We start from the raw sequence: 26775 nt of genomic DNA, 5'->3' as shown, positions 1-26775 counted from the left end.
ACTCGCACGCCAGTTCGAGTCCGACGGGGTTACAGCTTGATGGTCACGGCCCGCTGCGGCGGGTGGGCCGTGAGCACGCCCTCGACACAACGGCCGAGCTCGCCCGTCGGACGATCACCGTCGATCTGGACGCTCTCGCCGGCGACGTGACGGCGCTCTCGGTGTAGCTGAGCTTGTAGGCGCGCAGGCGGCTGCCGCTGACCGCCACGTCGACCGTCTTGAGGCGGCCCTGGCCCGTGCGCATGGTGCCCTTGCCGACCGCCGCGCGCTCCAGATCCGGCCGCGTCTCGTAATGGAAGGTGACGGTGGTGCCGTTGTAGCTGACCGAATTCAGGTGCTCCCAGCAACAGCCGAACTGGTCGACGCCCCAGTCGTACGTCACGACGTTGCCCATCGTGTCGATGACCTGCTCGAGGCCCCACCGGAAGACGTCGGTGCCACCCACGGTGAAGACCGGGGCATACACGCGTCTGACGCCGTCCTTGGCCGTGATGGTCCAGCGGCTGTCGACTCCCGTGCCGGAGAGCGCGATACGCTCGTAGTTCTCGACCTTGGTCGAATGCGTGCCCCCGGTCGTACAGCTCGGACTCACGCTACCGGGGGCGCAAGCGACCATCTCCTTGCCGTCGAGCAGGAAGATGTCGGTGGCGTCGTAGTTCGGGGCGCCCTTGCCCGGGCTCGCCCGCTCGACGACGCCGGCGCCGTCGAGGCTCCAGCCCACACCCGACTCGCCGTTTTCGCCCGACGAATCATAAGTCAGGGCCAGCTCAGGGGTGATCCCGCGGAACGCCGGGACCTCGATCGGGATCCTATCACCGTAGGTCCCGTGGGACGCGTCAATGGTCCAGGACTTCTTCGTGGTCTCCTTCTTGTCGGTCGCTGCGTTCGCCGTCGCAGCGATGCCTGCCGAGAGGGACACGACAATGAGGGAGCCGCGCATGAGCGTTGTGAAGCTTCGAGACCGCAACATTCTGCTCTCCTCCGTATGGGGTCTCATGTTCCTTGTACGCGGAACGCCAGTCGGCTGGGGGACGAAATCGCCCTCGATGCCGGGGAGCACGGAATCGATGTGGGCCGCGCCACAACCCCCGGGAAGCTCATGAACATGGTTATCCTCACCAGCCCGCCATTCGCCCTGACCTTCGACGACTCCAGGGCTACGCAGTGCTCGTGCAGCCCGGCGAGGCAGCGATCACGAGCGTGGGCGAGGTGCGAGCGTGGCGGGAGCGATGCGGCGTCAGCGAATCTCAGGTCGTGTGAATCTGCTGTCCGTGCGAGTCCGAGGGTCGGCTTCCTGGTGCTTCACACCGCCACGATAGCGAACACCACGAACCGAGCATGCCGCCGCCTACGAAGGGATAGGCGTCCGCCTCCTGGGCGCGGGAATGCCGGATGGAGTCCGTGTGGACCTTCATCCTCGTCATCGCGTGCTGGTAGTGCCAGCGATCCTCCTGCATGACGTTTTCTTGCCCGTCGTACGGGCGCGTCGAGAAGGAAGATCGGCCTCGTGATAGGCCGCGTCGGGCATATCGTCGGGTCCTCCCCCCTGGTACACTGTTTCGGTGGTGCGTCCTGAAGACACGGACGAGCAGGACCCCGGAGGGGGCGGGTCGGCCGCGTCATGCTGCACCGTTCCAGCGGGTGAAAGTCCCGTCCGGGTAAGCGCCGGAGCGCCCGGTAGCAGGCCCCAGGCGCGAGGAGAGATCCTCGCGGCCCGAGCGGGGCGTCAAGAGCCTCTACGGAGGGAGCAAGAACGCGGGCCGCAACATCAAGTGAAGCCTGCAGCCTCGTCAGAGAAACAATGGGGGAGCCGAGCCGATCACTTCGCGGCGAAGGCCACGTCCACCGCGCACGAGTCCGGAACAGAAAGCGCGGGGGGTCCACCCGGGGTAGGGGGCGCAGCACGCGTTCAAGGAGCGATGCGGAACAGGAGAGGCCCGTCTGCACGGCCCGTGTCGGGGCAAGGTGGCTCGTATAAGCCGAAGGCGAAGTCGAGCGCTGTGCAGCGGGAGTCCGAGGGGGTCGTAGTACCGGCGATGGCGGCGCAGAACAACGCCGCCGGAGGGAAGGGCCCCTGGGGTGGTCGTGTCGGAGAAGAAGGTAAGCGCGAGGGCATGGCCTGCAGGACAGGTCCCAACAACCCCACGCGGCGCAGGCCACGTGACAAAGTGCGAGAACTTCGACGCCGACTGTGGGCCGCAGCCAAGCGGCATCCGGGAAGACGTTTCCATGCGCTGTACGACCGCATCTTCAGGCGTGACGTCCTGAAGGAAGCATGGAGGCGGGTGAAGAAGAACAGGGGGTCAGCGGGCATCGATGCCCAGACGCTGGCCGAGGTGGAAGAGCTCGGCGTCGATCGCTTCCTCGAAGAGATCGGTGCAGAGCTCGAGGCGGGGACGTACCGGCCGAGCGCGGTCATGCGGCGGTACATCCCGAAGGCGGACGGGAAGAAGCGGCCGCTGGGGATCCCGACAGTCCGGGACCGAGTGGTGCAGATGGCGGCGAAGCTGGTGTTGGAGCCGATATTCGAGGCGGACTTCCTTCCGTGCTCGTATGGCTTCCGGCCGAAGCGCAGCGCGACGCAGGCGCTCGAGCGCCTGCGCGTGTTGGGAGCGCGAGGTGGAAACCATGTGCTCGACGCCGACATCCGCGACTACTTCGGCAGCATCGATCACGAGCGACTCATGAAGCTCGTCGAGATGCGGATCTCGGATCGAAGGGTCCTCAAGCTGGTGCGGCAATGGCTCGAAGCCGGGGTGATGGAAGACGGCGAGGTGACGGCGATGCTCTCGGGGACACCCCAGGGCGGGGTCATCTCACCGCTGCTGTCGAACATCTACCTCGGCGTCCTCGACAAGTTGTGGCAGCGACGGCACGCCCACCTGGGCGAGCTCGTGCGCTACTGCGATGACTTCGTGATCCTGTGCAGGACCAGGAAGGCGTGCGAGGAGGCCGAGGTCAGGGTCCGCGAGATCCTGCGTCGACTTCGACTCGAGCTGCATCCCGAGAAGACGAGGCGCGTCGAGCTGAGCCGGGGACGGCAAGGCTTCGACTTCCTCGGCTGTCACCTGCGTAAGCGCATGTCCGGTCCGATCTGGGAGAAGGAACGCCGCAGAGCGTACTTCCTCCAGCGCTGGCCTTCGACGCGCAGCTTGACGCGGGTGCGACAGCGTGTGAAGGAGCTGACCGGTCGTAACCGCCACGGGGTCAAAGATGTGCGGGTGATCATCCGCGACATCAATCCGGTGCTGCGCGGCTGGGCCAACTACTTCCTCACCGGGAACGCCGCCGCGAAGTTCAACCAGATCGACACCTACGTATGGAGTCGACTCCGCGCCTTCATGGTGAAGCGCAAAGGTCGACATCTCCACGCGGGGGAGGCCAAGGTCTGGACACGCGACTTCTTCCACAACCACGGCCTCCATCGTCTGCGGGGGACCGTGCAGTACCCGGAGGCAGCGTAATGCAACGGCCCGAAAGTCCACCGGTAAGCCGTGTGCGGGAAATCCGCATGCACGGTTTGAACGGGGGTCCTGCCCTTCCTCCGGGGCAACAGCCGTACTCGGCAAGACCGAAGGAAGGGTAGGATCTACCAGTGCGGGCGACCTTTCCTCACGGCTGGGTCTGGGTTGGCGGCGAGGGCGATGACGGCGCCGACGCGTGGACCTGCGGCGCCTACGGGACCGGAGAGGTCCGGACCGCCACGCTCCCAGGACGTGCCGGCACGCCGGTGCTGGAGCGGCGCTGCGTGCTCCAGCACGCGTGGCAAACCGGGACGAGCGCGAGCTACACCTGCCTCGGGGCATCGCTGCTGCCAGGCCGCGATCAGCTTCGCATCGAGGTCGTCGACGGGCGCCCCCTCGGCGCCACGCTGATCGACGAGATCCTCACCGGCGCGCTGGCGGGGGCCGTAGCCTCGAATGTGCCGGGCGTGCTCCGATTCGACCGCGCGCGAGTGCTCCTCGTCGACCTCGACCCGGCGCTCTACCGCCGAGCGGCCCGGGTGATCGCGGAACTCCTCGTCAGCGATCTCGCTGCGCTCTCGGAAGTGTCGCTCGGCGAGCGGACCGCAGCGCTGTGGAGCGCGGGCGATGGCCAGGGGCGGGGGTTCTGAAGTGGGCGCGGCGGCAAGGCGATCATCGAGCATGCTCGCGCATTCGACATCGGCGTCCCGCGGGCCCTGCCCGCGCAAAGTCGCCGTTGGCGTCGGCGTATTCCAGGCTGGCCTTTGGGACCACTGATTGGATCGCCGTCCCTTCGGCTCATGCCGTCGACATCACGCGAGGACGAACGTTCGGGCCGTTCGGGCCGGCTCGCGGGTCGCGGGCGGCCGGGGCGCGACGCGGCGCGCTGTCTCGTCGAGCGGCAGGTAATGATCGATCCACCTGCACACCACGCCGAAATTCGCGGGGTGGCGCTCGAAGTCCCACGCGATTCCCTCGCGGCGGCGGACCCGGTCCAGCGCCTCTTGCCCCGCCGTCAGCTGGGGCAGGAGGGGCCCTTCCCGCAGGCGGTGACGGAACACGAGGTAGCGGCCCGCAGGGAGCGTGACGCGCTCGAGCGGCGCCGGCGCTGCCTCCGACCACGCGCGCCACGCGGCGAAGTACTCGAAGGTCCCGCCCGGCTCGCGGTCGAGGAAGACCGCGAAGTTCTCGTCCCGGCGACTGCCGCCGGCCGCCTGCCGCAGCGCGACGAGCCGCTCCCACAGGCCGGCGAGCTCGACGTAGTTCGCCGGCGTGAATCGTGCGCTCATGCCGAACAGCTCGAGCTCCGGCAATTGCTCGATCCGCTCGTCGAGCACCGGGGTGCTCGCGACCGGCCCCGCGCGTCGTCGGCGTTGCGGCGGCGAGTCGTCGGCGCAACGACGCAGCCGGCCCGGCGCCTCGCCGAAGGCGCGGGTGAAGGCGCGGGTGAAGGCCGCCTGCGAGGTGAACCCGCACTCGATCGCCAGGTCGATGAGCCGCGCGTCCGGGTCCGCGAGGATCCGCGCGGCCGCCGTCTCGAGCCGTCGCCCGCGCACGTAGGCCATCACGCTCTCGCCCTGCATCGCCGCGAAGCGACGCGAGAACTCCGAGGTCGAGTAGCCGGCGGCACGGGCGACCCGCTCGAGATCCAGCGGCTCAAAGAGGTGCCGATCGATGAAGGCGATCGCCCCCAGGTGCGCCTGTGCGTAGGCGAGCGCCTTCTCCTCGTGCGCGGAGAGCCGGTCGGACATCGCAGCTCCTCTCGCGCGAAGGATAGGCGCCGGCCGGCTCGCTGCCTACTGGACGCGGCGAGCCTCGGCGCGCTCGACGTGGGCGGCGATCCGGCGCGCCAGCTCCGGCCGCAGCCCGGGCGGCAGGTCGTGACCGAGGCCGTCGACGAGCCACAGCTCGGCCCCGGCGATGGCCGCCGCGGTCGCCCGGCCGCCGCTCGGATCGCGCATGCGATCGGCGAGGCCGTGAATGACGAGAGTCGGCAGGTCGAGGGCGCGGAGGCGGGCGGTGCGATCGCCGGAGGCGACCTGGGCGACCGCCTGGCGAGTGATGCCATGCAGGTCGTAGCCGCGGTCGAAAGCTCGGCCCGCGCGCGCGGCGAGCTCGGCCTCGTCGATGGCGAAGCCGGTCGAGCCCACGACGCGGGCGGCCCGGAGCGCCTGCGCGATCACTTCGTCGCGGGTCGTCGCGGGGGGTCCGCCGAACAGGACGGGCAGGACCGCGGGATCGGGCTGGCCGACGCCCGCCTGGCCGGTCGTCGCCATGATCGATGTCAGCGAGCGGACCCGTCCGGGGTGTTCGATGGCGACGGTCTGGGCGATCTCGCCGCCCATCGACGCGCCGACGAGGTGCGCGCTGGCGATGCCGAGCGCGTCCAGCAGGCCGATCGCGTCCGCGGCCATGTCGCTGAGGGTGTAGCTGGCGGAGGAGAGGTCGCCCGCCAGCGCCGCCGGCAGATTCGCCGGGGGCGCGCCGGTGAGGTGAGTGGAGCGCCCCGAATCGCGGTTGTCGAAGCGGATGACGTGCAGGCCGCGGCCGGCGAGCTCGTGGCAGAGTGAATCGGGCCAGTTCACCATTTGTGCGGCGAGTCCCATGATCATCAGGACGGGCGGCGCGGCCGGGTCGCCGAAGCGCTGGTAGGCGACGTCGATGCAGTGGGGGCCGACGCCCGTCGCCCGCTCCTCGGGGGGGCCGACGTCGTTTCGATCGACGGGTCTCATGCAGGTCTCCTTTCGCTGCGGGCGTTCGCCCGCGGTCTCGCGGTTCGTCCGGTCGCGGGCGGTCGCCGCCCGGCCGGCTCGCGGACTGTAATTTCGCGGGCGCCGCGACGTTTGACCGTTCCTGCGCTCGGCGAGCGCGGGGGTCGCGGTCGCGCGCGACACCTGTCTGAAAGGTCAGGCCGAGATCACACCGCCGTGCGCACCAGGATCGGGCGTTCGGGGTCGGCCCCTGGCAGCGCGGCGGCCGCGGCCAGGGCGGCCGTCACCTCGTCCGTCCGCGCGCCGCCGAACTCGGCGTCGGCCAGCAGGCGCACGAGGGGATGCGCAGCGCCGCGGGCGGCCGCTCGCCACGCCGGGGTGGTCGCGCCCACGGTCACTGCGTCGATCGTCCCTGCGCTCTGCAGGGTGCGGAGGTGTGCCACTGCCAGGCCGCGGACTTCACCGCAGAGCCAGTCCCAGTCGTCGACCTCCCAGTCGCGGACGACCGCGCGCAGCTCGGCCTCGGGCAGCGGCACTGCGTAGAGCTCGAACCCACGCGGGTGCGCCGAGACGTGGGCGTCGGCCGCGGCGCAGGCGAGGGCGCGCAGCGGGGTGGCGAGGGCGTCGAGGAGCTCGTGCACGCGCAGGAGTATGCCCGGTTCGACCTGGCGGGTCTCGGTCGTGTCTTCTGTTGCGACGCGATGGCGCGCGGACTTCCGCCCCCTTCCGCCGCCGCACTGCTCGTCCCCGGGCGAGCGAGAGATTGGCAGGCTCGACATTCGCGTCGGTGCCATCAATGCGCGGCTCGATCTGCCACGAGGATTCGCATTCCTTCGCGCCGTGCGACCGGAATCTCGTGTGGCGGGACGAATCGTTCGACTTCACGATGCACGAGCCGATCGTCGTGACGCGATGCTGGTAGTGAGCCGACCGCCGCGGGATGTGCGCGAGCCGATGGACGAGCTCCGGCGGCCTCGACCGACTTGGGAGGTGGGCGATGCGTTCACTGCTGTCCAGCCAGAGCTCGCGCCCCGCATGCGTTGGTGACGACGGCCTCGTCGCCATCGGGAAGCGCCTGGACGGGGACCCAGGGAAGCGGCCCGGCATGGCGCAGGCGGGATTGTGAAGGGGACGCAGGAGCGCTTGCCATCCCCACTGCTCATCTCGTAGAACACGCTGCGCTGCATCATCACTGGGATTCATCCTCGGCGCCTAACCCCCCTCTGCCGAGCTCCGGGAGATTCGATGAAGAAGACGGCGAAGTCGAAACCATCCGCATCGAAGGCCACGTCGGTCAAGAAGGCGGCGGCGAAGAAGACGGCTGCGAAGAAGACGGCGGCGAAGAAGACGGCCGCGAAGAAGACTGCCGTGAAGAAGACTGCCGTGAAGAAGACTGCCGTGAAGAAGACGGCCGCGAAGAAGACGGCGGCGAAGAAGACTGCCGTGAAGAAGACGGCCGCGAAGAAGGCGAGCAAGGCGCCCGCAAAGAAGATCGCGACGAACGCGTCGGCGGGCGGCAGCTTCCCCACGTCGCTGGTGGAGATCATGGCCGACCACTGGAAGTTCGTGGACGCCTGGTTCGCCGAGAACGACTCGGAGAACTACCGCCCCGAGCTGCCGGAGAAGCGCGAGGACACGAGCGCGGCCCTCGCCGACTGGGAGCGGGAGTACGGCGAGGCGTTCGAGGACTCCTTGCGTGCGCACTTCGGCGGCGGCTTCGCCCATCCGAGCCGGAGCTTCATGGAGTACACGCTGCTCGAGCTCCCGCTTGCCCGCGACCGGTGGCGCGGCCTCAACGAGCTCGTCGAGGAGGGCGCGTTCAAGAAGGCGAAGCCGCGCGCGCTCGACAAGAAGGACGACCAGATCCGCTTCGTGTGGTGGAGCCGCGGCTTCATCCCCGTCGCGGAAGACGGCGGCGGCAACCTGATCTGCGCCGACATGGATCCGGGCCCGGGCGGGACCCTGGGCCAGATCATCAAGTGGGAGAAGACCGAGGGCCCCCTCGGCCCCCTCTCCGCGGACCTGGGCGAATACCTCGTCGACTACCGCAACGATCTCGAGGACGGCACGCTCGCGTTCGACGAGTCGGGCTTCCTCGAGCGTCGCAAGCAACGCGCCAAGGGCACGACGACGGAGGAGGCGCTGTTCGCCGCCGTCGAGGCCGGCGACGCGGCGACTGTCTCCCGCCTGCTCGCGGCCGACAAGAAGCTCCTCGACGTCCGCAACCAGTACGATGAGCCGCTCATCATCCCGGCGATGCAGAAGAAGCACACGGACGTCGTGCGGGCTTATCTGGACGCCGGCGTCGACGCCAACACCTGCGGCCCCGGCGGCCGCATCCTCGGCTATGCGATCAGCGCCGCCGCGGCCGGCAGCGTCGCGCTCCTGCTGGAGCGCGGCGCCATCCCGCTGGTCGAGAAGTACGGCGCTCCCGAGAGCATCATCGCGGACATGCTCAACGGCGCGACCTTCTCGGACCATGCTCCCGAGGCCGACTACCTGTCGATGCTGGAGAGCCTGCTCCGCGCCGGCGCGGACCCCAATGTCCCCTGGTACGGCGAGACGCCGCTGATGAAGGCCGCGCAGTTCGGCAGCATGACGCTGGTGAAGCGGCTCCTGGAGGCCGGCGCCAAGGTCGACGCCGTCGACGAGAAAGGCAAGGACGCCGCCGCCCACGCGCGCTCGCGTCGCCGCAAGGAGGTCGCGGCCTTCCTCGGCGGCCTCGCGGGCCGCTGACGATTGCGCCTAGGGCGCTCACGCGAGCTCCGGCTGCCAGCCGTCGATCTTCAGCTCGAGCGAGGTCTCACTCACGATCTCGCCGAGAATCCTGCGAATCGTCGTCGAGTCGGTGGCGCCGATCCGGAACACGTGAAGCCTCGGTTCGACCGCCGGTGAGACCTTGCTGATCATGTCGGCGTGCGGCCCACGATACACGCCGCACCAGCGCCCGGCAGCGATCGGACAGGCGAAGCCGAGGCTGTGCAGCACGGGATCGAGGCGCGCGCGGACATCTCCGTCGCGATCCTTCAGGACTCCGACACAGCGCTGCGGATGCCGCTGGATCCCATGGGTGAGCAGCGCCCCCCACGCTAGCATCTCGCGAAACGTCTCGAAGCTCGGCTCCAGCTCGTCGTCGAGCGCCTCTCCCGACACCACCATCGCATCGTCGCGCACCGGCTGGTCGAGGTCGTAGAACGCGTGGCTCGGCGTCGCGGGGCCGAGGTCGCGGCCGATCAGCAGGTAGCGGCGCCCGCGTTCCACGAGGCCCTCGGAGTACGCCGCCACGATCTGAGCCGGGGAAAAATCAAGGCTGCGGTAGCGCAGCGGCCCCATGTCACGTCCGAGGCGTCGGAGGAACCAGCGATAAAAGCGAGGGAGCGGGCGACCTGCGAGATCCTCGACCTGTGCGACCTCGTCCGCCGTCACCCCGCTCCAGGCAGGCGAGAGCCCCGGGACGAGCCGTGCGAGGAACTCCTCCATCTCGGGTTCTAGCTCGTGTAGCTGCATTCGGCCCTCCCGTTATCGCACAGAACCTGCGGGAGGACGGGTCGCAGGAACGAGTGCCTGACGCTCGCGCCGGGGGGGCGAATCAGGTCGCTCGCGGGCGAGGCTCCGGGCGGCGTCCTCGCCCGCAAATCCGGAGCCTCGTTCGCCGGACCTGTCCGTTTTCCGCCGCGCTACCGCACCTCGATCTTCGCCTTGATCAGGTTCGCCGGCGGTTGGGCGACCAGGCTCTCCGGCAGCTTCGCGGACGAAGGCAGCTCGACCGGCGCGTTGCTGAAGAGCACGCCGTCGCGGCCGTGCACCACCACCGCGAATTGCGTGTCTGCGTGGAGCCCCTTGAGGTCGAAGGACGCCTTGACCTCGAGGTGCGTCTGGCAATTGGCGCAGCCCTGCACGCTCCACCGGCTCAGCACGGCTTCGGTGCCCATGTGCTCGAGCTTGCCGTCGATGACGGCGAACGCCGAGACCAGGAACGAGCCGCGGATCCGCGCGCGGTTGATGCCCGTGACGTGGAGCGCTCTGGCGCTCTGCGGGGCCGCCGTCAGCGGGCCCGGGCGCTTGGCGTCTTCTTCCAGGGAGCCGTGGCTGTACGTGATGCCGAGCTGCCGTTCGATGTTGATGCAATCGCGGGAGGTGAAGTCCCGCTCCTTGCCGTTCTCGAGCTTCTTGAACGGGGCGAGCGGCGAGTCCAGAGTGAGCCACGCGTTCGGGGCCACCCCCGGCGTGGGACCCTGGCTGTCGACCGAGTTCGTGCCGGGGTAGCCGTCGATCACCTCGAGCTTGTCCGTGAAGCCGTGCTTCTTCTGCCACAGCCAGAACACGCGATCGACGTTGCAATGGTGGAAGAAGAAGATCGGGTCGAGGCCGGCGGTGTCGTTCTCGCCCATGTCGCCGTTGGCCCCGTCGATCGGCGACCGATCGTAGCCCGGCACGTCGCAGCCGCCGACCGCGAGGTGGACGCTGTTGTGGGGGGACTCCAGGGCGACGACGGGCCGTGAGCCGTCGCCGAGGCGGTCGTCGTTCCACTGCTGCGCCGAGGTCGTGTTGGAGAAGACGGTGTAGTTGGGCGCGTCGAGGCAATCCTTGAACTTCTGCGCCACGTTGGTCGGGATCTTCTCGTTGTTCACCACGATGTAGGAGGTGAGCCAGTTGACGATGTTGGCGTCGAGGATCCGGACGTTCTCCTCGTAGTCGGGGAACTTGGCGTTGTGGGCCGCGGTCGCGTCTCGATCCTGCGGCGTGCCCACGAGGCCCGAGAGCGGGTACCGGACCGTCTCGTAGCCCTTGAGCTTGGTGTAGTTCGGGTTGTCGCCGTTGATGTGGTCGACGATGTTCTTGGGGAACACGAACGAGCGCAGGGGGTTCGGGATGGTCGCGCCGTCGAGCTCGAAGGTCTCGACCGTCAGCGCCCAGGGGATCCCGCTCTTCAGGGAATCGTCGCTGGTCTCGTCCCAGTAGGGGAGCATGACGTCCTCGCAGCCCTTGATGCTCTGCAGCGCCTCCTCGAGCTTCAACAGGTATACGCGGTGCCAGGTGGGGAACAGGATGTTGCCGTGGTTGCAGTAGCCGCCCCAGTACAGGTTGCTGCCCCACCCGCCGCCGCGGAAGGGCTCGCCGTGGAAGCCGCCGATCATGAAGAACGAGCGCGGATCCTCCGGGGGCAGCTCCTTGACGCCCTTCCAGGCGCGCATGAGGTCCTCCAGGGGCTTCTTGCGGCCCTTCGTGTATTCGTCCTGGATCTCCTGGATGGACCTGCGAACTCTCAACGATCTGCTTGTCGTCACGATGTCTGTTCCTTTCCGGTGAGCTGTGAGAGGGGGGAGCGGTCGGCGGTGAAGCTGTAGACGAGGGAGCTCGCCACCATGAGCGTCATGCCGAGGAAGAGGAGCCATCGATCGCCGGGGAGCAGGGTCCGCGCGCCCAAAATGACGGCGATGCCGGTCAGGCCGAGGAAGAAGGGCCCGTAGCCGCGCCGCGGGGCCCGCCTCAGCAAGATGAACAGGTTCAGGCCGAAGAGGCCGAGCAGCAGCGGGTACAGCCACGCGACATACGGCGTGTGGGCCAGCCAGACGCCGCCGAACATGCTCATGTAGGCGGCCCAACACATCGGGCACTTGGGGAAGAAGGCGAGGACGACGCTCAGCAGCGCGGTGAGCAGCGGCCGCGACGCCCTCGCCACCGCGACGTCGGCCGGATTGGCCCGAGGCGCGGCTGTCGCTCGACACTTGCAAGGCCGGGCCGAATCATCGTTCACCTGCACGAGCAGCCTCCATGCATTCCATTACGCCGATGCACTCCATCCTCCCGAAAGGAGGACACGAACGTCGGCGAACCCGACGCGTCGATCACGAGGTATCCTCGCACGGCGAGACGCCGCCTGTCCATCGCTTTCGGCCCGCATGACGGGACATTCGTGGCGACGCCTCGTGACATCCGTCGGGGCTTCGCTCGGATAACCGTGTTATGATTCGAGCGGGTCACGGGCAATGACCGTAGTTCATGTTCGGCGCGGGATGGCTGATTGGCCCATTCGCTCGACGTGCCCCGGCTCTACGCTGTTATGCGATTCGCGGCCGCTGATCTTGCGCCGGGTAGACGACGGCCGAGAGCGCGCACGCGACCTCGAGGTGGGCCGGGCGAGGGGATGCAGAGGCCCGCGAAGGCACGGGGGGCGCGCCGGCGCGCGCAGGCCCATCCCGGGGGGTCGCTTCGGTCGTCGTCGACCTCGCGGCGGCGAACGGTCACGCGCTCGGCCTCGATACCGCCGTCATCGACGGTCCCCCGGAGCATGAATCGAGGCGATGTGGCGAGGGTTCGCTGCCTCGAATCGTATCAGTCGGGACGAGCCTCGACGGTGAGGAGCAGGCAGGGCCGCAGTCCGCAGGACAGGACGTGGGCGGAGCGGGAGATTCCTCGGCGCGGCTCTGGTACTGTCGCGGGCGATGTCCCTGTTCGGCGGCAAGGAAATCGCGGCGCTGCAGAGTCAACTGGGGGAGGTCCGGGCCGAGCTCGCGGTCGTGCAAGGTCGGTCGCGCGAGCTCGAGGCCGAGCTGGCGGCGCTGCGGAGCAGCCGCGACGAGGCGCTGCGGAGGGTGTACGAGCTGCAGGCCGAGCTCGCGCGCGCGGAGGAGCGGGCGGGGACCTGCGCGGCGCGGCTCGATCGCCTGCGGGCGGGGGCGCGAGCGCCGGTGACGACTCCGTCGACGTCGCCGCCGACGTGGGAGGTGGTCGACGACGCCGAGCCGGACGATCGCGTGGTCCGCGGGCGCTACGAGATCGAGGGCCGCGAGCGGCTCCTGCACGCGTTCGAGCGGATGCTGCAGATCGTCGCCTCGGCGGGGCAGATCGGCGCGTCTGTGGTCGTCGAGGTGCTGGTCGACGGCGACGGGGCCGGGCAGCTGGTGGTGCGACGCGACGGGCAGTCGCTGCGGCTGTCGGAGACCGAGGCGCGGGCGTGGCTGCTCGGCCAGGAGGACGCGCTCGCGGCGGTGGAGGACATCCGCCGCGACGGGGCGCTCTGCGTCGAGCTCGCGTGAGCCGGTGAGGCCGAGCGAAGGGCCGTCGGCGCAGCGTCGTGCTCGCGTGATTCGGGGAGGTGCGCCAGGACGAGGTCGGCCTCGAAGCGCGGAAGAGAGGGGGAGAGCGCGCCGGGGATGGTCGAGGTGAGGCTCCCGCGCTAGAGTGCCGGGCGATGGCGTCGCGCTACCGCCTGTTCGCCTTGCTCGCGGAGACCCGACCCGACGGCGCCGCGCTGGCGCGACGGCTGAACGAGCTGGACGCCGAGGCGCTGCTCGAGCTCGCGGCCGACGTCGTCGACGCGAGCGCCGACGTGCGCGTGAGCTGGGAGGGGCCGCTCGATCCGCGCGGCGGGTTCTGCTGGTCCGAGGACTCCACCGAGGATCTCACCGGCTGGGTGGTGGCGCAGGGAGAGGCGTTCTGGCGAGCGGCGGTCGGGGCGAGCGACGAGCAATTGATGGCCCTCGTGCCCGAGTACGACCGCGAGCGCGCCGATGGCCGCAGCGCCCGCTGGGACGGCCGCACGCCGCATCTGCGCGGCCTCGTGTATGGAGCGTACAGGCGGCGATTCGCGGAAGACGAGAATTACTTCGACGGGCTGGAGCGGGTGCTCGACGCGCGCGCCGGAAAACCCGCCTGAGCCGCACGGGCGCGACGCTCTGCGCTTCGTGCTCTTGGGGGGAGCGATCGCGGGGTGCGCCGACTTCGCGAGGCCGTGGCCCGCGGAGTGGCTGCGGGAGGTCGGGACGAGGCCGGTGTTCACCTGCGTGCCGGGCGGCGCCCGGATCGCGCTGCCGGGTGCGTCTGTGACCTCGCCGATCCGCGGATCGTCGCCCGCGGCGCGCTGCACGGCGAGCAGCGGTGCGGATGAACGCAAGTCATATGTCCTTGGGGACATCTGAAAACATTGTGGGCGGTTGCCCCCGGATCGAGCCCGGTCGGCGGGGCCGCCGCCCCGCCGGGCGTGGAATGGGGCCACTTCGCGCCGAACTCGGGTTCGTCGAGCGGCGGTCGATGTAGGCCGAGGTCGACGGGGCTCGTGCGAGGCGTGATTCCACGGACATGTCGCGGTCGGCGAATGTCTGCTGGCGAGCTCGACAGTGGCCTCTTGTAGTAACATCGCCGCCGATGCGGACGGCGAGTGCTCACAGTGTCGAGCCGGACACCTCGCAGGCGGCGAGGACGGCGTACGCGGCGGTGGTCGAGGCGCTCGGCGGGCCGCCGGATTGGTTGTTCGTCCAGTCGACGGTGGCGCACGCGGGCGAGGACGTGCGCCGGGCGCTGGTCGAGCTCGGGGCACCCGCGGCTCACGGCAGCAGCTCGTGCACGTCGGTGATGACGGAGGCGGGGGTGCACGCGGGCGGGCTGGCGCTGTTCGGGGTCCGCGATCCGGACGGGGCGTACGGGGTCGGGACGGCGGAGCTCGGCGCGGACGCGCGGGCGGCGGCCGAGCGGGCGGTGTCGGCGGCGATCGACGACGCCGGCCGGCCGGGCGAGGTGCCGATGCTGGTGTGGATGACCGCGGCGCCGGGCCACGAGGAGGCGTGCATCGCCGGGATCGAGGCGGTCCTCGGGCCGGACGTGCCGATCGTCGGCGGCAGCGCGGCGGACGACGAGATCGCCGGCGGCTGGTATCAATGGACGCGGGCGGCGACCCACGCGGAGGCTTTGGTGGTGAGCGTGCTGTTCCCGTCGGGCCGGGTGGCCTGGGCGTTCCAGAGCGGATACACGCCGACGCCGCGCCGCGGCAAGGTGACGCGGGCGGAGGCGCGGACGCTGCTCGAGATCGACGGGGCGCCGGCGGCGACGGTGTACGACGCGTGGACCGAGGGCGCGCTCCCGGGGGTGCGCGCCGGCGGCAATGTGCTGTCCGAATCGACGCTGTTCCCGCTGGGTCGACGGGTCGGCGGGATCGGCGAGGTGGCGTATTACCGGCTGGCGCATCCGGCAGTGGTCCGGGCCGACGGCGGGATCGATTCGTTCGCGAGCTTCGAGGTCGGCGACGACCTGGTGCTGATGCACGGGACGTACGAGGCCCTGGCGACCCGCCCGGCGCGGGTCGCCGAGGACGCGCTGGGGTTCTCCGGGGTGCCCCGCGAGGCGGTCGCGGGGGCGCTGGTGGTGATGTGCGCCGGCTGCATGCTGGCCCTGGGCGGGCAGATCGACGCGATCGCGGCCGAGATCCGCGCGGCCCTGGGAGGGGCGCCGTTCATCGGCTGCTTCACGTTCGGGGAACAGGGGTGCTTCGTCGGCGGGGAGAATCGCCACGGCAATCTGATGATCTCGGTCACCGCGCTGGTGCGCACATAGGAGCGGCGGTGTCTCGGGACGACGAATTGCTGCGCGAGACGGTGACCCACCTCGAGCAAGCGCTGCACCGCGAGCGCGAGCTCCGGCGCGAGGCGGACGGCTTGCTCACCGGGGTGGGCGCGGCCGCGACCGCGCGGTCGCTGCCGGAGGCCGAGTCGGCGCTGCTGGCCGCGCTGGCGCCGGTGTTCGGCTACGAGGCGGGCGCAGTGCTGGTGCCGGACAGGGGCGCGGCGTACCGCGCGGCGACCGCGACGCACGCGACGCTGGCCGAGGTGCGCCTGCCCGGCGGAGGCTTCGTGCAGCGGGTCGTGAACGGCGAGGTGGCGGCGGTGTTCGACGTGGCGCGCGTGCCCGACCTGCAGCCGCTGGCCCAGGTTCCGGGGGTCCGCGCGGCGCTGCTGCTGCCGCTGCGCACGAGCCGGGGCGCGGCGATCCTGATGGGGGTCCACGCGCGCACGGCGGCCTTCTCGCCGCGGCAGGTGACGCTGGCGCGGAGCTTCCTGCGCACCGTGGGGCCGGTGCTCGAGAGCCTGGTGGCCCGCGAGCGCGAGCACCAGGGGAGCGTGGCGGCGGCGCGAGCCGCAGCGCTCGAGCAGAGCAACGCGGAGCTGCAGCAGCGAGTGGAGGAGATCGAGCGCCAGCGCGGGCAGATCCTCCGGCTGTCGGCGCCGGTGCTGCGGATCTGGCGCGACGTGCTGGCGGTGCCGCTGGCGGGGACGCTCGAGGAGCAACAGCTGGCCCACGTGTGCGAGAAGCTGCTCGAGGCGATTCACGACACCCGCGCCCGCGTGGCGATCCTCGACATGACGGGGCTCGAGACGATCGAGGTGTCGGCGGCCGAACGACTGCACGGGATCTTCCAGGCGGTGCGATTGCTCGGAGTGCATTGCTTCGTCAGCGGGGTGCGACCGATCGTGGCCGACGCGCTGGTCCGCCACGGCACGGCCCCGCGCGCCGAGACGTTCGCCACCGTGGCCGACGCGCTGGCCGCCGCGGTCCGTCGCTGCGGGCAGGCGCGCTGATGTCGCGAGTGTAGATATTCGCTGCGGGCAGTGTAGACATTCGTGGCGAGCAGCGCCGCGATTCGTGGGAGGTCCGCGCGAGGGCCGCGAGCCGATGGCTCGGAGGTCGCGCGGCGACCGGGCTCGCGCTAGACTGCGTGGGTGGACGAACGGGCGCTCCTCGAGGCATGGCGCGGCGGCGACTCCGAAGCGGGGCGGCAGCTCATCACCCGCTACTACGCGGCGATCTATCGCTTCTTCTACGGCAAGGCCGAGCCGGCGGCTTGCGAGGATCTGGCGCAGGAGACCTTCGAGGTGGTGGTCCGCCGGCGCGACGCGTTCCGCGGCGACAGCCCGTTCCGCGCCTATGTCTACGGGATCGCCCGGTTCGTGCTGGTGACGCACATCCGCCGGCGACAGCGACACGGCAAGCGCTTCGAGCCGGCCGAGGACAGCGCGATCGATCCGGCGACCGAGGGCTCCGTCACCGCGCTGTTCGCCGACCGCGAGCGCGAGTACATCGTCGTCCAGGCGCTGCGATCGCTGGCGCTCGACGACCAGATCCTGGTCGAGCTCAAGGACTGGGAGGGGCTGACGCAGGCCGAGCTGGCGGCGCTGTTCGAGGTGCCGCAGCCGACGGTGGCGCGCCGGCTGCAACGCGCCCGCACGCGCCTGCGCGAGGCGGTCGAGCGCCTGATCGCCGACCCTGCGCTGCGCGACGCGAGCGTGCAAGGGCTCGACAGCTGCATGCAGAGCATCTACGGCAAGCTGCAGGACCACCTCGGCCGGGTGCGCGACCCCGAGCGGTGAGGCCCGCGGGCGAAGCACGATCGCCCGGGGATCAGAAGTCCCGGCTGCGGACACACCACCGGCGAGGAGTTCGAGATGCCTGTTCCCCACCTTGCCCCGCCCACCGAGATCGTCCGTCGCGCCCAGGACCGCCTGCTCGCCCGCGTGTCGTCGCTGGGTGAATCGTCGGTGACCCAGACCGAGGAGACCGACCGCTCCATCGCCGTGGCCGCGCCCCGGCCGGAGGTGACCGACGAGCGCCGCTACGTGTTCCGCGAGGCCCTGGCGGCCGGCGGGATCGGCGTCATCCGCCGCGCGGAGGACCGCCGGCTCGGCCGGGTGATCGCGGTCAAGGAGCTGCTGCGCGACAGCCCGGACGCGCAGCGACGGTTCGCGCTCGAGGCGGCGATCACCGCCCGCCTGCAGCACCCGGGCATCGTGCCGCTGTACGACCTGGGCTGGCGCGACACCGGCGAGCCGTTCTACTGCATGAAGCTGGTCGACGGCGAGAGCCTCGACGCGAAGATCCAGCGGGCGACGACGCTGCCGCAGCGGCTGCGGCTGGTCGAGCACGTGATCGCGGTCGCCGACGCGATCGCGTACGCGCACGCCCAGAAGGTGCTGCACCGCGACCTCAAGCCGGCCAACGTGCTGGTGGGTCGTTTCGGCGAGACCGTGGTGATCGACTGGGGCCTGGCCAAGGACCTGACGGCGGCCGAGAGTGAGATGTCTCAAGAGTCAGGTCCCATCGACCATGGCGCTTCGGACATGACGCAGGCGGGCACGGTGCTCGGGACGCTGCGCTACATGCCGCCGGAGCAGGCGGCCGGCGAGGTGGTCGACGTGCGCTCGGACGTGTACGCGCTCGGAGCGATCCTCTACCACGTGCTGGCCGGGCAGCCGCCGTTCGCGGCGGTGACGGGGACCGGCCTGGCGGCGCAGGTGCTGGCGGGCACCGTCACCGACCTGCGGCGCCTCGACCCGGCGATCCCGGCCGAGCTGGCGACCATCGCCCAGCGCGCGATGGCCCGCGCGCCGGCCGATCGCTACCCCGACGCGGCGGCGTTGGCCGAGGAATTGCGGCGCTTCCAGGCCGGACAGATGGTGGCGGCCCACGCGTACTCGCTGCCGCAACGGGCGCGCCTGTGGACGCGCACGCACCCGGTGGCCTGGGCCGGCCTGCGGCTGGCGCTCGCGGCCGGGGTGGCGGTGACGTGGCTGGGGATCGAGAAGGCCCGCACGCGGGCGGAGGCCCGCGCGCGCACCGAGCAGGCCGAGCGCGAGGCGGCGGTGCAGGCCGACAAGGCGGCGCGGATCGCCTTCGAGCGGCAAGCAGTGGTCGACGCGCAGCGGCTCCAGGCGTCGATCCTGCGCGCGCAGGACATGTCCGAAGAGACAGATCGAACCGAGGAGGCGCGGGCGATCGCACGGGCGGCCCTGGGCGAGGCGCTGCGCACCGGCGGGCCGGTCGCGGCGGCGAGCCGGGCGCTGGCGGCGACGATGCTGGCGTCGCGGGTGATCACGAGGCTGGGCACGACCGGCGACGACTTCGTGGAGGACGCCCGCTGGCTGGCGGGCGGCGAGGTGATCGCGACGCGCGTCGCGGACCAACGCGTGCGGCTGTGGGAGGCCGCGAGCGGGCGAATGTTGGTGGAGCTCGCGGGGGTGTCGGGCTTCGAGGTCGCGAGCGACGGTGCCCTCGTCACCGCGGGGGACGACGGGCTGGTGCGCCGCGACGTCCGCACGGGAGCAGTGATAGCGAGGCTGGGCGACGAGCGCGGGCTCGTGGCGATGTCGCCCGATGGGACGCGGGTGGCCGCGCGCGGCGAGGGGGTGATCGCCGTGCGCGACGCGAGCGACGGGACGCTGGTGACGACGCTGCCGCACAAGGGCCAGGTCGCGGCGTTCTCGGGCGACAGCTCGCGGATCGTCACCGGCGGCGACGGCCACGCGTGGTTGTGGTCGCTGCCTGACGGCGAGCCGCTGGGCGACCTGCTGGGCGACCTGCCGACGTCGACCTGGAGGTCCGTGAACGTGGCGATCAGCGGGGACGGGACGCGCGTGGCGGTCGCGGGCAACGACGATCACGGCATCGACCTCTGGGACGTGAGCCGTGCAGCGCCGCGGCGGGTCCAGCACGCGATCGGACCCCAGCATGCGGTCCAGCGGCTCATGTTCACGCGCGACGGACGGACGCTGATCTCGGTGATCATGAACGGCGCATGGTTCGCCTGGGACACCCGGGACGGGCACCTCATCCGTCGCGTCGACACCGACTTGTATCAATTCGAGGGCGTCGATCTCTCGCCCGACGAGCGGTGGTTGGCGATCGGCGGCGGCGACGGGACAGTGCGGGTGTGGGAGGTCGCGAGCGGGGCGCTGCGGGCGACGTTGCGGACCGAGCAGGACGAGGGGCGGTCGGTGCGGTTCTCGTCGGACGGGCGGCGGCTCCTGGTCGGCACGACGGGCGGGCCGACGATGGTGTGGGAGCTGCCGGTCAGCGTGCCGGCGGCCTGGCAGGTGCCGGGCTCGCCGACGGCGATGGACATCGACGTCGCCGGCGACCGTGTGGTGATGGTCGGGGCCGACGGCGTCGCGGTCCATCGCCTCGCCGACGGCGCCGCGATCTCGCAGCTGCAGACGAACGGTGGGCCCCCCGCGCTGGTCGAGCTCTCCGCGCGCGGGGTCCTGTTCACCGCCGCGGCCGACGGCACCGCGGAGCTGTGGGACACGGACAGCGGCGCGCGTCGCTGCGAGTTTCCCACGCGGGTGAAGCAATTCCAGCGTCCGGTGTTCGTCGCCGACAGCGAAGGACTGGTGACGGTCGCCGACGACGGCGCGGTGGACCTGTGGTCGATCGTCGATTGCCGCGCCCTCGACGTGCTGCACCCGCCGCCGAAGCCGTACGGGCCGGTCGCCGGCACCGCGGCCGGACAGCTGATGCTCCCCGTGAGCATGCGGCAGCTCGAGCTGCTGGACCCGTGGTCGCCGGAGCGACGCGTGCGGCTCGAGGGCATGAAGGGGTCGATCTTTCACGTCGCGTTCGCCAACGACGGCTCGCAGGTGCTCGCCCACGCCGCGAACGGCTACGCCAGGTCGTGGGACGCCCGCACGGGCGAGGCGCTGGCCGAGCTCTCCGACAATCCGACGATGATCCTGTCGGCCGTGTATTCGCCCGACGACAGCACGATCTTGACCCTCGACGAGGGGCACTCGGCGCGATTGTGGCGTGCCGACGATCTGTCGCCGCTGCTGCGGCTCGAAGGGCGACGCAGCTTCGTGATGCACTCGGCCGAGTTCTCGCCCGACGGCGCGCGGATCGTCGCGGTCGATCGCAGCGGCGCGATCGGCCTGTGGGACGCGCACGACGGCGCCTTCGCCGGGACGATCGCGCGGCTGCACGGCAACACGCCGTTCAATGTGGAGTTCACCGCCGACGGTCGCGACGTGATCGTGGTCGGGGCGCCGATCGGGGCGGTCCGGATTCCTGCGACCCCCGAGGGGCTGCTCGTGGCCAGCGAGCCGTGACTGCGGGTCGCTCCGCGACTCTTAGCAATTGGGCGCGCGCGGGCGTGGGTCGTGGAACCCCTGTCGGGCGGCGGACCAGGCCGGCGCAGCGCCGCACGGCCTCGGCAAGCGGAGATGAGGACGCGACGCATCACCTCGTTTTGCATGGTGTGAGCGCAACTGCTTCATTCACGCCACGACGATCGCGATGGATTCGCCGCCGCGAGTCGCGGTAGAGTGGTCGCGTTCGGGGAGGTCGAGGATGCGGCGGACAAGGTCGATTCACGGCACGCTCGCGCTCGCGTGCTTGCTGGCGTGCACCAATTCCGGGTCGGAGCAGCCGACCGAGGGCACCACCAGCGCAGGGCCGACGAGTGCGGCACCTACGAGTGAAGGCCCGACCGGGGGCGTGCAGCCGACGGGTGGCGAGCCCCCCACCGGGACTTCGGGCAGCGTCGATCCGACGGGTGGACCGGACCCCACCGGGCCGGACCCGAGCGGGGGGCCCAAGCCCGATGCCGGCAATGACCCGACCGGGGGCGGCGACGGCCTGGGGCCGGCCGAATTCGACGCCGACGAGCTCGACGCGCCGTCGCACGGCGGCACGATCACGTTCCAGCAGATCGGCGCGCCCGGCTGGTACCCGAGCCGGCGCGATCCGGCCGTCGGCCCGTGCGACGCGTTCGAGAACGACACCTGCTGCCTGGCGCAGCACGAGGTCGCCGGCGATCAGCTGACGCCGTGGGACGAGGATCTGATCCTCACGCTGCGCGGGCCGCTGCAGCTCAAGCAATTCGCGGCGTATCAGCCGGGCGGGGCCGATCAGTGGACTCTGGCGTCGAGCTGGGACGAGCGCTGGCCGGGGGACGGGCAGGGCCTGGCGTTCAAGGGCAACGAGACCGAATCGATGGGGTTCCACGGGATTGTCGGCACCGAGTGCCTGGTCAACGTCTCGACCGCCGCACCGTTCGCCTGCGGCGAGGGCAGCGTGCCGTTCTGTCCGGCCTCGGATGATACGCAGTACGACGGCTGGGCCGGCTCGAAGCTGTTCGTGCTGCTGGCGCGAATGGCGGACGCCGAGGAGGTCGGCGAGCCGTGCTCGGACGACATGACCGGCAATTGGTACAACGCGCCGTGGATCGGCCTGAGCCTCGGCGAGCTGGTGCGCGCGGGGTCGTTCTCGAGCTGCCAGTGTTACGCCAAGAACCCCGACGAATGGTACCTGGGCGACGGCTGCGGCCAGTTCAACGTGTGGGAGGTCGTCAACGACAACAACCAGTACCAGAACTTCGGCGTGTTCAGCACCAACTTCTTCGGCTACGCCGGGTACGTCGGCGAGGGGCCGTGCGGCGACCAATGCGACGTGTCGCAGCTCGGGCCGGAGGTCGACCTGATCGACAAGGGCGACAACGTGGAGGCGGCCGAGGGCGCGGTGGCGACGCCCGACCAGGGGCCCGGCGCGGCGTTCCGGCGGCCGATCGCGGGCTACCGCTATTTCATCATCCTGATGGACACTGCGTCGCGCACGGTCCAGCTGGCGATCGTCCACCCCGAGCAGGTGCCGCCGGCCCTGTCGCCCCTGCTGCCGGAGCTGCCGGGGGCGCTGCCGCAGGCGGCGATCGCCGACGCGCTCGGGCTGCGCTTGCCCAATTGACGGAGGACTTGAATATGATGATTCGCATGCAATGGTTGCTTGGATTGGCGGTCGCGGCCGCCTGTGGTTCGACCCCGGGGGACAGCGACAGCGACGGCGACTCGGACGGGTCGACCAATGCGAACCCGGGGAGCGGGAGCGAGACGAGCCCGGGGAGCGGGAGCGAGACGAGCCCGGGGAGCGGGACGGAGACGGGGCCGGGGAGCGGGAGCGAGACGGGGCCGGGGAGCGGGAGCGAGACGGGGCCGGGGACGCCGACGAGCACCGGCGACGAGCCGACCACCGATCCTGGCAGCTCGACCGACACGGAGGGCGTCGATCGCTCGGGGTGCAAGCGGGGGATCGCCTACGGCTATCATTCGCACGCCGACATGGCCGCGCTCGCGCCGGGGGTGTCGTGGTGGTACAATTGGGCGGTCCAGCCCGATCAGGACGTCGGCGATTATGCGTCGCTCGACGTCGAGTTCGCGCCGATGTTGTGGGGCGGGGGGTCGCTCGATCAGGACCCGCCGATCCCGGAGGGGGCGCGCTACCTGCTGGCGTTCAACGAGCCGAACTTCGGCGCCCAGGCCAACCTGACCCCGCAGGAGGCGGCGATGTTGTGGCCGCAGGTCGAGGCGGTCGCCGACGCCCACGGGCTCGAGATCGTGTCGCCGGCGCTCAACTACTGCGGCGGCGACTGCAACAAGACCGACCCGTTCGAGTGGTTCGACGAGTTCTTCGCCGCCTGCCAGGGCTGCCGCGTCGACCACCTGGCGGTCCACTGGTACGCGTGCACGGGCGACGCCCTCACCTGGTACATCGGCGAGATGAAGAAGTACGGGCTGCCGATCTGGCTGACGGAGTTCTCGTGCCTCGACGCCGAGGACAAGTCGGTCGAGGTGCAGAAGCAATACATGCAGGCGGCCCTCGAATACCTCGAGGCCGAGCCGCAGGTCGCCCGCTACGCGTGGTTCACCGGCCGCTGGGACGCGACGCCGTCGATCGACCTGCTCGGCGAGTCGGGCCAATTGACGGAGCTGGGCCAGCAGTACGTCAGCGCGCCCGCGAGCTGCCCCTGATCCGGAGGACCGTACGATGCGCACGCAGCCTTCGATTCATGGTCTGCTGATCGCCGCGGCCGCGGCCGGTTCGGCGTGCACGCCCCCGCTCCCCGGCGACGGCACGGACACTGCCGCGAGCACGACGACGAGCGCGGGGCCCGGGGACACGCCGGCGTCGACCGGGCAGGAGGCGCCGACGACCGACCCGGGCACGAGCACGGGCGCGGGCACCAGCACGGGCACGAGCGCGAGCACCGGCACCGGCGACGAGCCGACCACCGGCGAGTCGACCTCGACCGGCGAGGGGCCGACCGATCCGGAGGAGTTCTGGGACCACTCCGACATCCCCCCGGCGACGAACGTGATGACGTTCAAGTTCCTCAACCGCACCAACGGCAAGTTCGACGACAGCGAGGTGTTCTGGAGCTTCAAGAGCGGCGACATCTCGGAGCTGCACTCGATCGCCGAGCAGCCGACCTACGACATGCCGGCCAACGCGTCGGGGCGGATGTACTTTTACATCTGCGCGCCCGGCGAGCCGATCCACTGCGAGGGCGACCCGTCGAAGAGCAAGTTCTTCGACTTCATCGAGCACACGATCGGGCCCAATCAGTACAACGGCAACACCACCCGGGTCGACGCGTTCGGCCTCAAGCTGGCGCTGCTGCTGCACTGCGCCGACGGCTGGGAGGCGACCGTGGGCGAGGACTACCAGACCTTCGCGGACGACCGCGAGGTGACGTTCCAGCAGTTCCGCGACGCGGTCCCGCCCGCGTTCCGCCACCTGGCGGAGCCGCCGTTCGCGCCGTACCGGATCGTCGAGCCGGGCGCCGGCGAGTTCGGCGAGGGCGGGATGTACGCCGATTATTACGCGGCGTTCATCGACGAGATGTGGGCGAACAACGGCCTGCAGATCGCCAAGCCCGGGCCGAACGGCTCCGGCCTGGCGGCGCACCCCAACCTGTCGGCGGCGATCTTCCGCCACGTGGGCGCGGAGGCGGGGACGTTCATGCCGGACGGGACTCTGGCGATCGACGGCTTCTGGGACGATCCCGGCGAGTTCTACACGGCCGAGCCCGCCAACTTCTACGCCAAGTTCTGGCATGACCACGGGCTCGACGGCAAGGCGTACGGGTTCCCCTACGACGACGTCGGATCGTACTCGACGTATATCTCGCACGAGGACCCGGAGTACATGCTGGTGGCGATCGGCTGGTGACGTGCGGGCCGCGCCGCAGCTTTTGCGGCGAGCTGCCGGCGATGTGCAAGCCGCGTCGCGGGCTGAGCACGTACAGTCCGCGCTGCGGAGGCGGTGGGGTAGGGGGGATCGTCGTCGTCGTCGCGCCGCAGCCGCGGTGGGACCCCGCCGATGCCAGCCATTCCAACTCCGCGGCGCGCGACGTTCATCACGAGACGTCGGCGGTAGGGACGCGTCCGGCGAAAATAACGTAATTCCCCCTGGCGGGCGACCTTTGGGCCCGACCGTGGTATCTACAATCGTCGGCGCCAATGTCGCTTCGCGGCCCTGCCGCCTGCCTGGAGACATTGTGCTTACATACATCCGACCTCGAGATGCGCGGCGGTCTGCGCGCTGCCACCATTCGCCGAGTCTCCACAATCGGCGGACTTCCGCCCGGGTGCGGGGGGATGGCACGCTGAGCGATGATGACGAACCCTAGGACACATCTATCTCTTCTTGTCGGCGCCCTGGCGCTCGCGGGCTGCAGCGACGCGGGCGGGACGACCACGGACGCCCAGGACTCCGCGAGCACGAGCAGCAGCACCGGCGAGCCGGGCTCGACCGGGACCCCGGTGACCACGGACGAGCCGACGACGACGACGGGCACGCCGACCACGTCGACGAGCACGACCGGCCCGGCGACGACCGACGATACGGCGACGTCGGACTCGACGATCCACCCGAGCAGCACCGGCGACGGCACCACCGAGCCGGCGGCCTCCTGCGACGACGGGACGCTGAACCAGGACGAGACGGACGTCGACTGCGGCGGCGCCGCCTGCTCGCCGTGCGCCGATGGTCAACAATGTGGGCAGGACAGCGACTGCGAGGTGGCGAGCTGCGTCGGGGGCGTGTGCGTCGCGCCGTCCTGTGAGGACCTCGTCAAGAACGCCGACGAGACGGACGTCGACTGCGGCGGCCCGACCTGCCCGGCCTGCGGCGACGGGCTCGCCTGCGCCGACGCGACCGACTGCACCAGCGGCGTGTGCACCGACGGCATGTGCGCGCCGGCCAGCTGCGGCGACGGCGTGCTGAACCAGGACGAGACGGACGTCGACTGCGGCGGCGCCACCTGCACCGGCTGCCTCGGCGACGAGCTGTGCCTGGAGAACAGCGACTGCCTGTCGGGGACCTGCGCGCTGGGGATGTGCACCGCGCCGCTGTGCCTCGTCGACTCCGACTGCGACATGCTCGACGGCGAGTGCACCCAGGGCGTGTGCCAGATGCCGGGCTTCACCTGCGTCGCCGAGCCTGTCAACGACGGCCAGGCGTGCGAGGACGGGACCGTCTGCTTCGAGGACAGCGTGTGCAGCGACGGCACCTGCGGCGGCGGCACCCCGCTCGATTGCAGCGACGTGGCCGACGCCTGCCACTCCGCGAGCTGCGACGCGGTCAACGGCTGCTTCGCCACGGAGGCCGCCGACGGCACCGATTGCGAGGACGGCAGCACCTGCACCAACACCGAGGTGTGCCAGGCCGGCGTGTGCGGCGGGTCGCTCGACGACATCTTCACCGAGGACTTCTCCGACAACAGCGCCGGCTGGACCCTCGGGACGCAGTGGGCGATCGGCCCCGCGGCCGCGTCGGTCGGCTGCAACAGCGGCCAGGACCCGGCGTCCGACGTCACGCCGACGGACGACAACGGCGTCGCCGGCGTGGTCATCGGCGGCTGCATCCCCAACACCACCGTCCACGATTATTACTGCCTCGAGAGCCCGACGATCGATCTGTCGGCGGCCCCCGCCGAGGTCTACCTGTCGTTCCAGCGCTGGCTCAACAGCGATTACACGCCGTACATGAAGAACACGCTGTCGGTGTTCAACGGCACCAACTGGGTGGTGCTCTGGGAGACGCTCGGCTCGCCCGGCAACTACGACAACGCGTGGAAGTTCGTCTCGTACAACGTGACCGCCCACAAGAACGCGGACTTCCGCGCCAGGTGGTGCTTCAACGTCGGCAGCACCGGCGTCTTCCTCGTCAGCAGCTGGAGCATCGACGACGTCAGCGTCGGGCCGAACGCCTGCGTGCAGTGAGCG

The 26775-nt window shown here is 70.5% G+C and carries 20 protein-coding genes and 1 pseudogene; 14 read left to right on the top strand and 7 right to left on the bottom strand.

The annotated features are described in order from the left end of the window. Nucleotides 1-43 precede the first annotated feature (43 nt). A complete protein-coding gene (locus O0S08_RS30365; protein WP_269032841.1) occupies nt 44-919 on the bottom strand; it encodes a SpvB/TcaC N-terminal domain-containing protein in 876 nt (291 codons plus the stop codon). 1117 nt (nt 920-2036) lie between these two features. On the opposite strand from O0S08_RS30365, the gene ltrA reads away from it, so the two are divergent. Next, a complete protein-coding gene (gene ltrA / locus O0S08_RS30360) occupies nt 2037-3464 on the top strand; it encodes a group II intron reverse transcriptase/maturase (RefSeq protein ID WP_269032840.1) in 1428 nt (475 codons plus the stop codon). Nucleotides 3465-3595: 131 nt separating this feature from the next. Next, the gene (locus O0S08_RS30355; RefSeq protein WP_269032839.1) at nt 3596-4114 is read left to right on the top strand and encodes a hypothetical protein; all 519 of its coding nucleotides are present in this window, start codon (nt 3596-3598) and stop codon (nt 4112-4114) included. A gap of 162 nt (nt 4115-4276) precedes the next feature. On the opposite strand, the gene O0S08_RS30350 is transcribed toward O0S08_RS30355, so the two are convergent. The 3 genes from O0S08_RS30350 to O0S08_RS30340 form a co-directional block, all read right to left on the bottom strand. Then, nucleotides 4277-5215 carry an AraC family transcriptional regulator gene (locus tag O0S08_RS30350; protein WP_269032838.1) on the bottom strand — a complete coding sequence of 313 codons (939 nt, stop codon included), beginning with the start codon at nt 5213-5215 and terminating at the stop codon, nt 4277-4279. 45 nt (nt 5216-5260) lie between these two features. Next, the gene (locus O0S08_RS30345) at nt 5261-6196 is read right to left on the bottom strand and encodes an alpha/beta fold hydrolase (protein ID WP_269032837.1); all 936 of its coding nucleotides are present in this window, start codon (nt 6194-6196) and stop codon (nt 5261-5263) included. A 185-nt stretch (nt 6197-6381) separates the two neighbouring features. Further along, nucleotides 6382-6816 carry a hypothetical protein gene (locus tag O0S08_RS30340; RefSeq protein ID WP_269032836.1) on the bottom strand — a complete coding sequence of 145 codons (435 nt, stop codon included), beginning with the start codon at nt 6814-6816 and terminating at the stop codon, nt 6382-6384. 604 nt (nt 6817-7420) lie between these two features. Here O0S08_RS30340 and O0S08_RS51340 point away from each other — a divergent pair. After that, a pseudogene (locus O0S08_RS51340) lies at nt 7421-7615 on the top strand (hypothetical protein); the annotation flags it as partial. A gap of 105 nt (nt 7616-7720) precedes the next feature. Next, on the top strand, nt 7721-8911 hold the full coding sequence (locus O0S08_RS30330; RefSeq protein ID WP_269032834.1) for an ankyrin repeat domain-containing protein: 1191 nt from the start codon (nt 7721-7723) through the stop codon (nt 8909-8911). 18 nt (nt 8912-8929) lie between these two features. On the opposite strand, the gene O0S08_RS30325 is transcribed toward O0S08_RS30330, so the two are convergent. The 3 genes from O0S08_RS30325 to O0S08_RS30315 form a co-directional block, all read right to left on the bottom strand. Continuing rightward, nucleotides 8930-9682, bottom strand: a complete 753-nt coding sequence (locus O0S08_RS30325; protein WP_269032833.1) for an SMI1/KNR4 family protein — start codon at nt 9680-9682, stop codon at nt 8930-8932. Between the two features lie 170 nt (nt 9683-9852). Next, nucleotides 9853-11463 carry a tyrosinase family protein gene (locus O0S08_RS30320; protein ID WP_269032832.1) on the bottom strand — a complete coding sequence of 537 codons (1611 nt, stop codon included), beginning with the start codon at nt 11461-11463 and terminating at the stop codon, nt 9853-9855. Beyond that, on the bottom strand, nt 11460-11858 hold the full coding sequence (locus O0S08_RS30315; RefSeq protein WP_269032831.1) for a hypothetical protein: 399 nt from the start codon (nt 11856-11858) through the stop codon (nt 11460-11462). The genes O0S08_RS30320 and O0S08_RS30315 overlap by 4 nt, the downstream gene beginning before the upstream one ends. 763 nt (nt 11859-12621) lie before the next feature. Between O0S08_RS30315 and O0S08_RS30310 the strand changes: the two genes are divergently transcribed. From O0S08_RS30310 to O0S08_RS30265, 10 genes are all read left to right on the top strand, one after another. Further along, nucleotides 12622-13215, top strand: a complete 594-nt coding sequence (locus tag O0S08_RS30310) for a hypothetical protein (RefSeq protein ID WP_269032830.1) — start codon at nt 12622-12624, stop codon at nt 13213-13215. Between the two features lie 155 nt (nt 13216-13370). After that, a complete protein-coding gene (locus O0S08_RS30305) occupies nt 13371-13835 on the top strand; it encodes a hypothetical protein (RefSeq protein WP_269032829.1) in 465 nt (154 codons plus the stop codon). A 488-nt stretch (nt 13836-14323) separates the two neighbouring features. Further along, the gene (locus tag O0S08_RS30300) at nt 14324-15505 is read left to right on the top strand and encodes an FIST signal transduction protein (protein ID WP_269032828.1); all 1182 of its coding nucleotides are present in this window, start codon (nt 14324-14326) and stop codon (nt 15503-15505) included. An 8-nt stretch (nt 15506-15513) separates the two neighbouring features. Next, a complete protein-coding gene (locus O0S08_RS30295) occupies nt 15514-16527 on the top strand; it encodes an STAS domain-containing protein (RefSeq protein WP_269032827.1) in 1014 nt (337 codons plus the stop codon). Between the two features lie 141 nt (nt 16528-16668). After that, nucleotides 16669-17316 (top strand): RNA polymerase sigma factor, encoded by a 648-nt coding sequence (locus O0S08_RS30290; RefSeq protein WP_269032826.1) that lies wholly within the window; start codon nt 16669-16671, stop codon nt 17314-17316. A 75-nt stretch (nt 17317-17391) separates the two neighbouring features. Continuing rightward, complete coding sequence (locus O0S08_RS30285; protein WP_269032825.1) at nt 17392-20823, top strand: WD40 repeat domain-containing serine/threonine protein kinase; 3432 nt, start codon at nt 17392-17394, stop codon at nt 20821-20823. 241 nt (nt 20824-21064) lie between these two features. After that, nucleotides 21065-22456: a DUF2403 domain-containing lipoprotein gene (locus O0S08_RS30280; RefSeq protein WP_269032824.1), complete on the top strand. Its 1392-nt coding sequence runs from the start codon at nt 21065-21067 to the stop codon at nt 22454-22456. 26 nt (nt 22457-22482) lie between these two features. Further along, nucleotides 22483-23517 carry a glycoside hydrolase family protein gene (locus O0S08_RS30275; RefSeq protein ID WP_269032823.1) on the top strand — a complete coding sequence of 345 codons (1035 nt, stop codon included), beginning with the start codon at nt 22483-22485 and terminating at the stop codon, nt 23515-23517. 16 nt (nt 23518-23533) lie between these two features. Further along, nucleotides 23534-24718, top strand: a complete 1185-nt coding sequence (locus tag O0S08_RS30270; RefSeq protein ID WP_269032822.1) for a beta-1,3-glucanase family protein — start codon at nt 23534-23536, stop codon at nt 24716-24718. Between the two features lie 443 nt (nt 24719-25161). Beyond that, the gene (locus O0S08_RS30265) at nt 25162-26772 is read left to right on the top strand and encodes a hypothetical protein (RefSeq protein WP_269032821.1); all 1611 of its coding nucleotides are present in this window, start codon (nt 25162-25164) and stop codon (nt 26770-26772) included. The last annotated feature ends 3 nt before the right edge of the window (nt 26773-26775 follow it).

This window comes from Nannocystis punicea, assembly GCF_026965555.1.
GTDB classification, from domain to species: domain Bacteria; phylum Myxococcota_A; class Polyangia; order Nannocystales; family Nannocystaceae; genus Nannocystis; species Nannocystis punicea.
The sequence above is the reverse complement of the archived record's forward strand: the minus strand, read 5'-3'. Positions and strand labels throughout refer to the sequence as shown.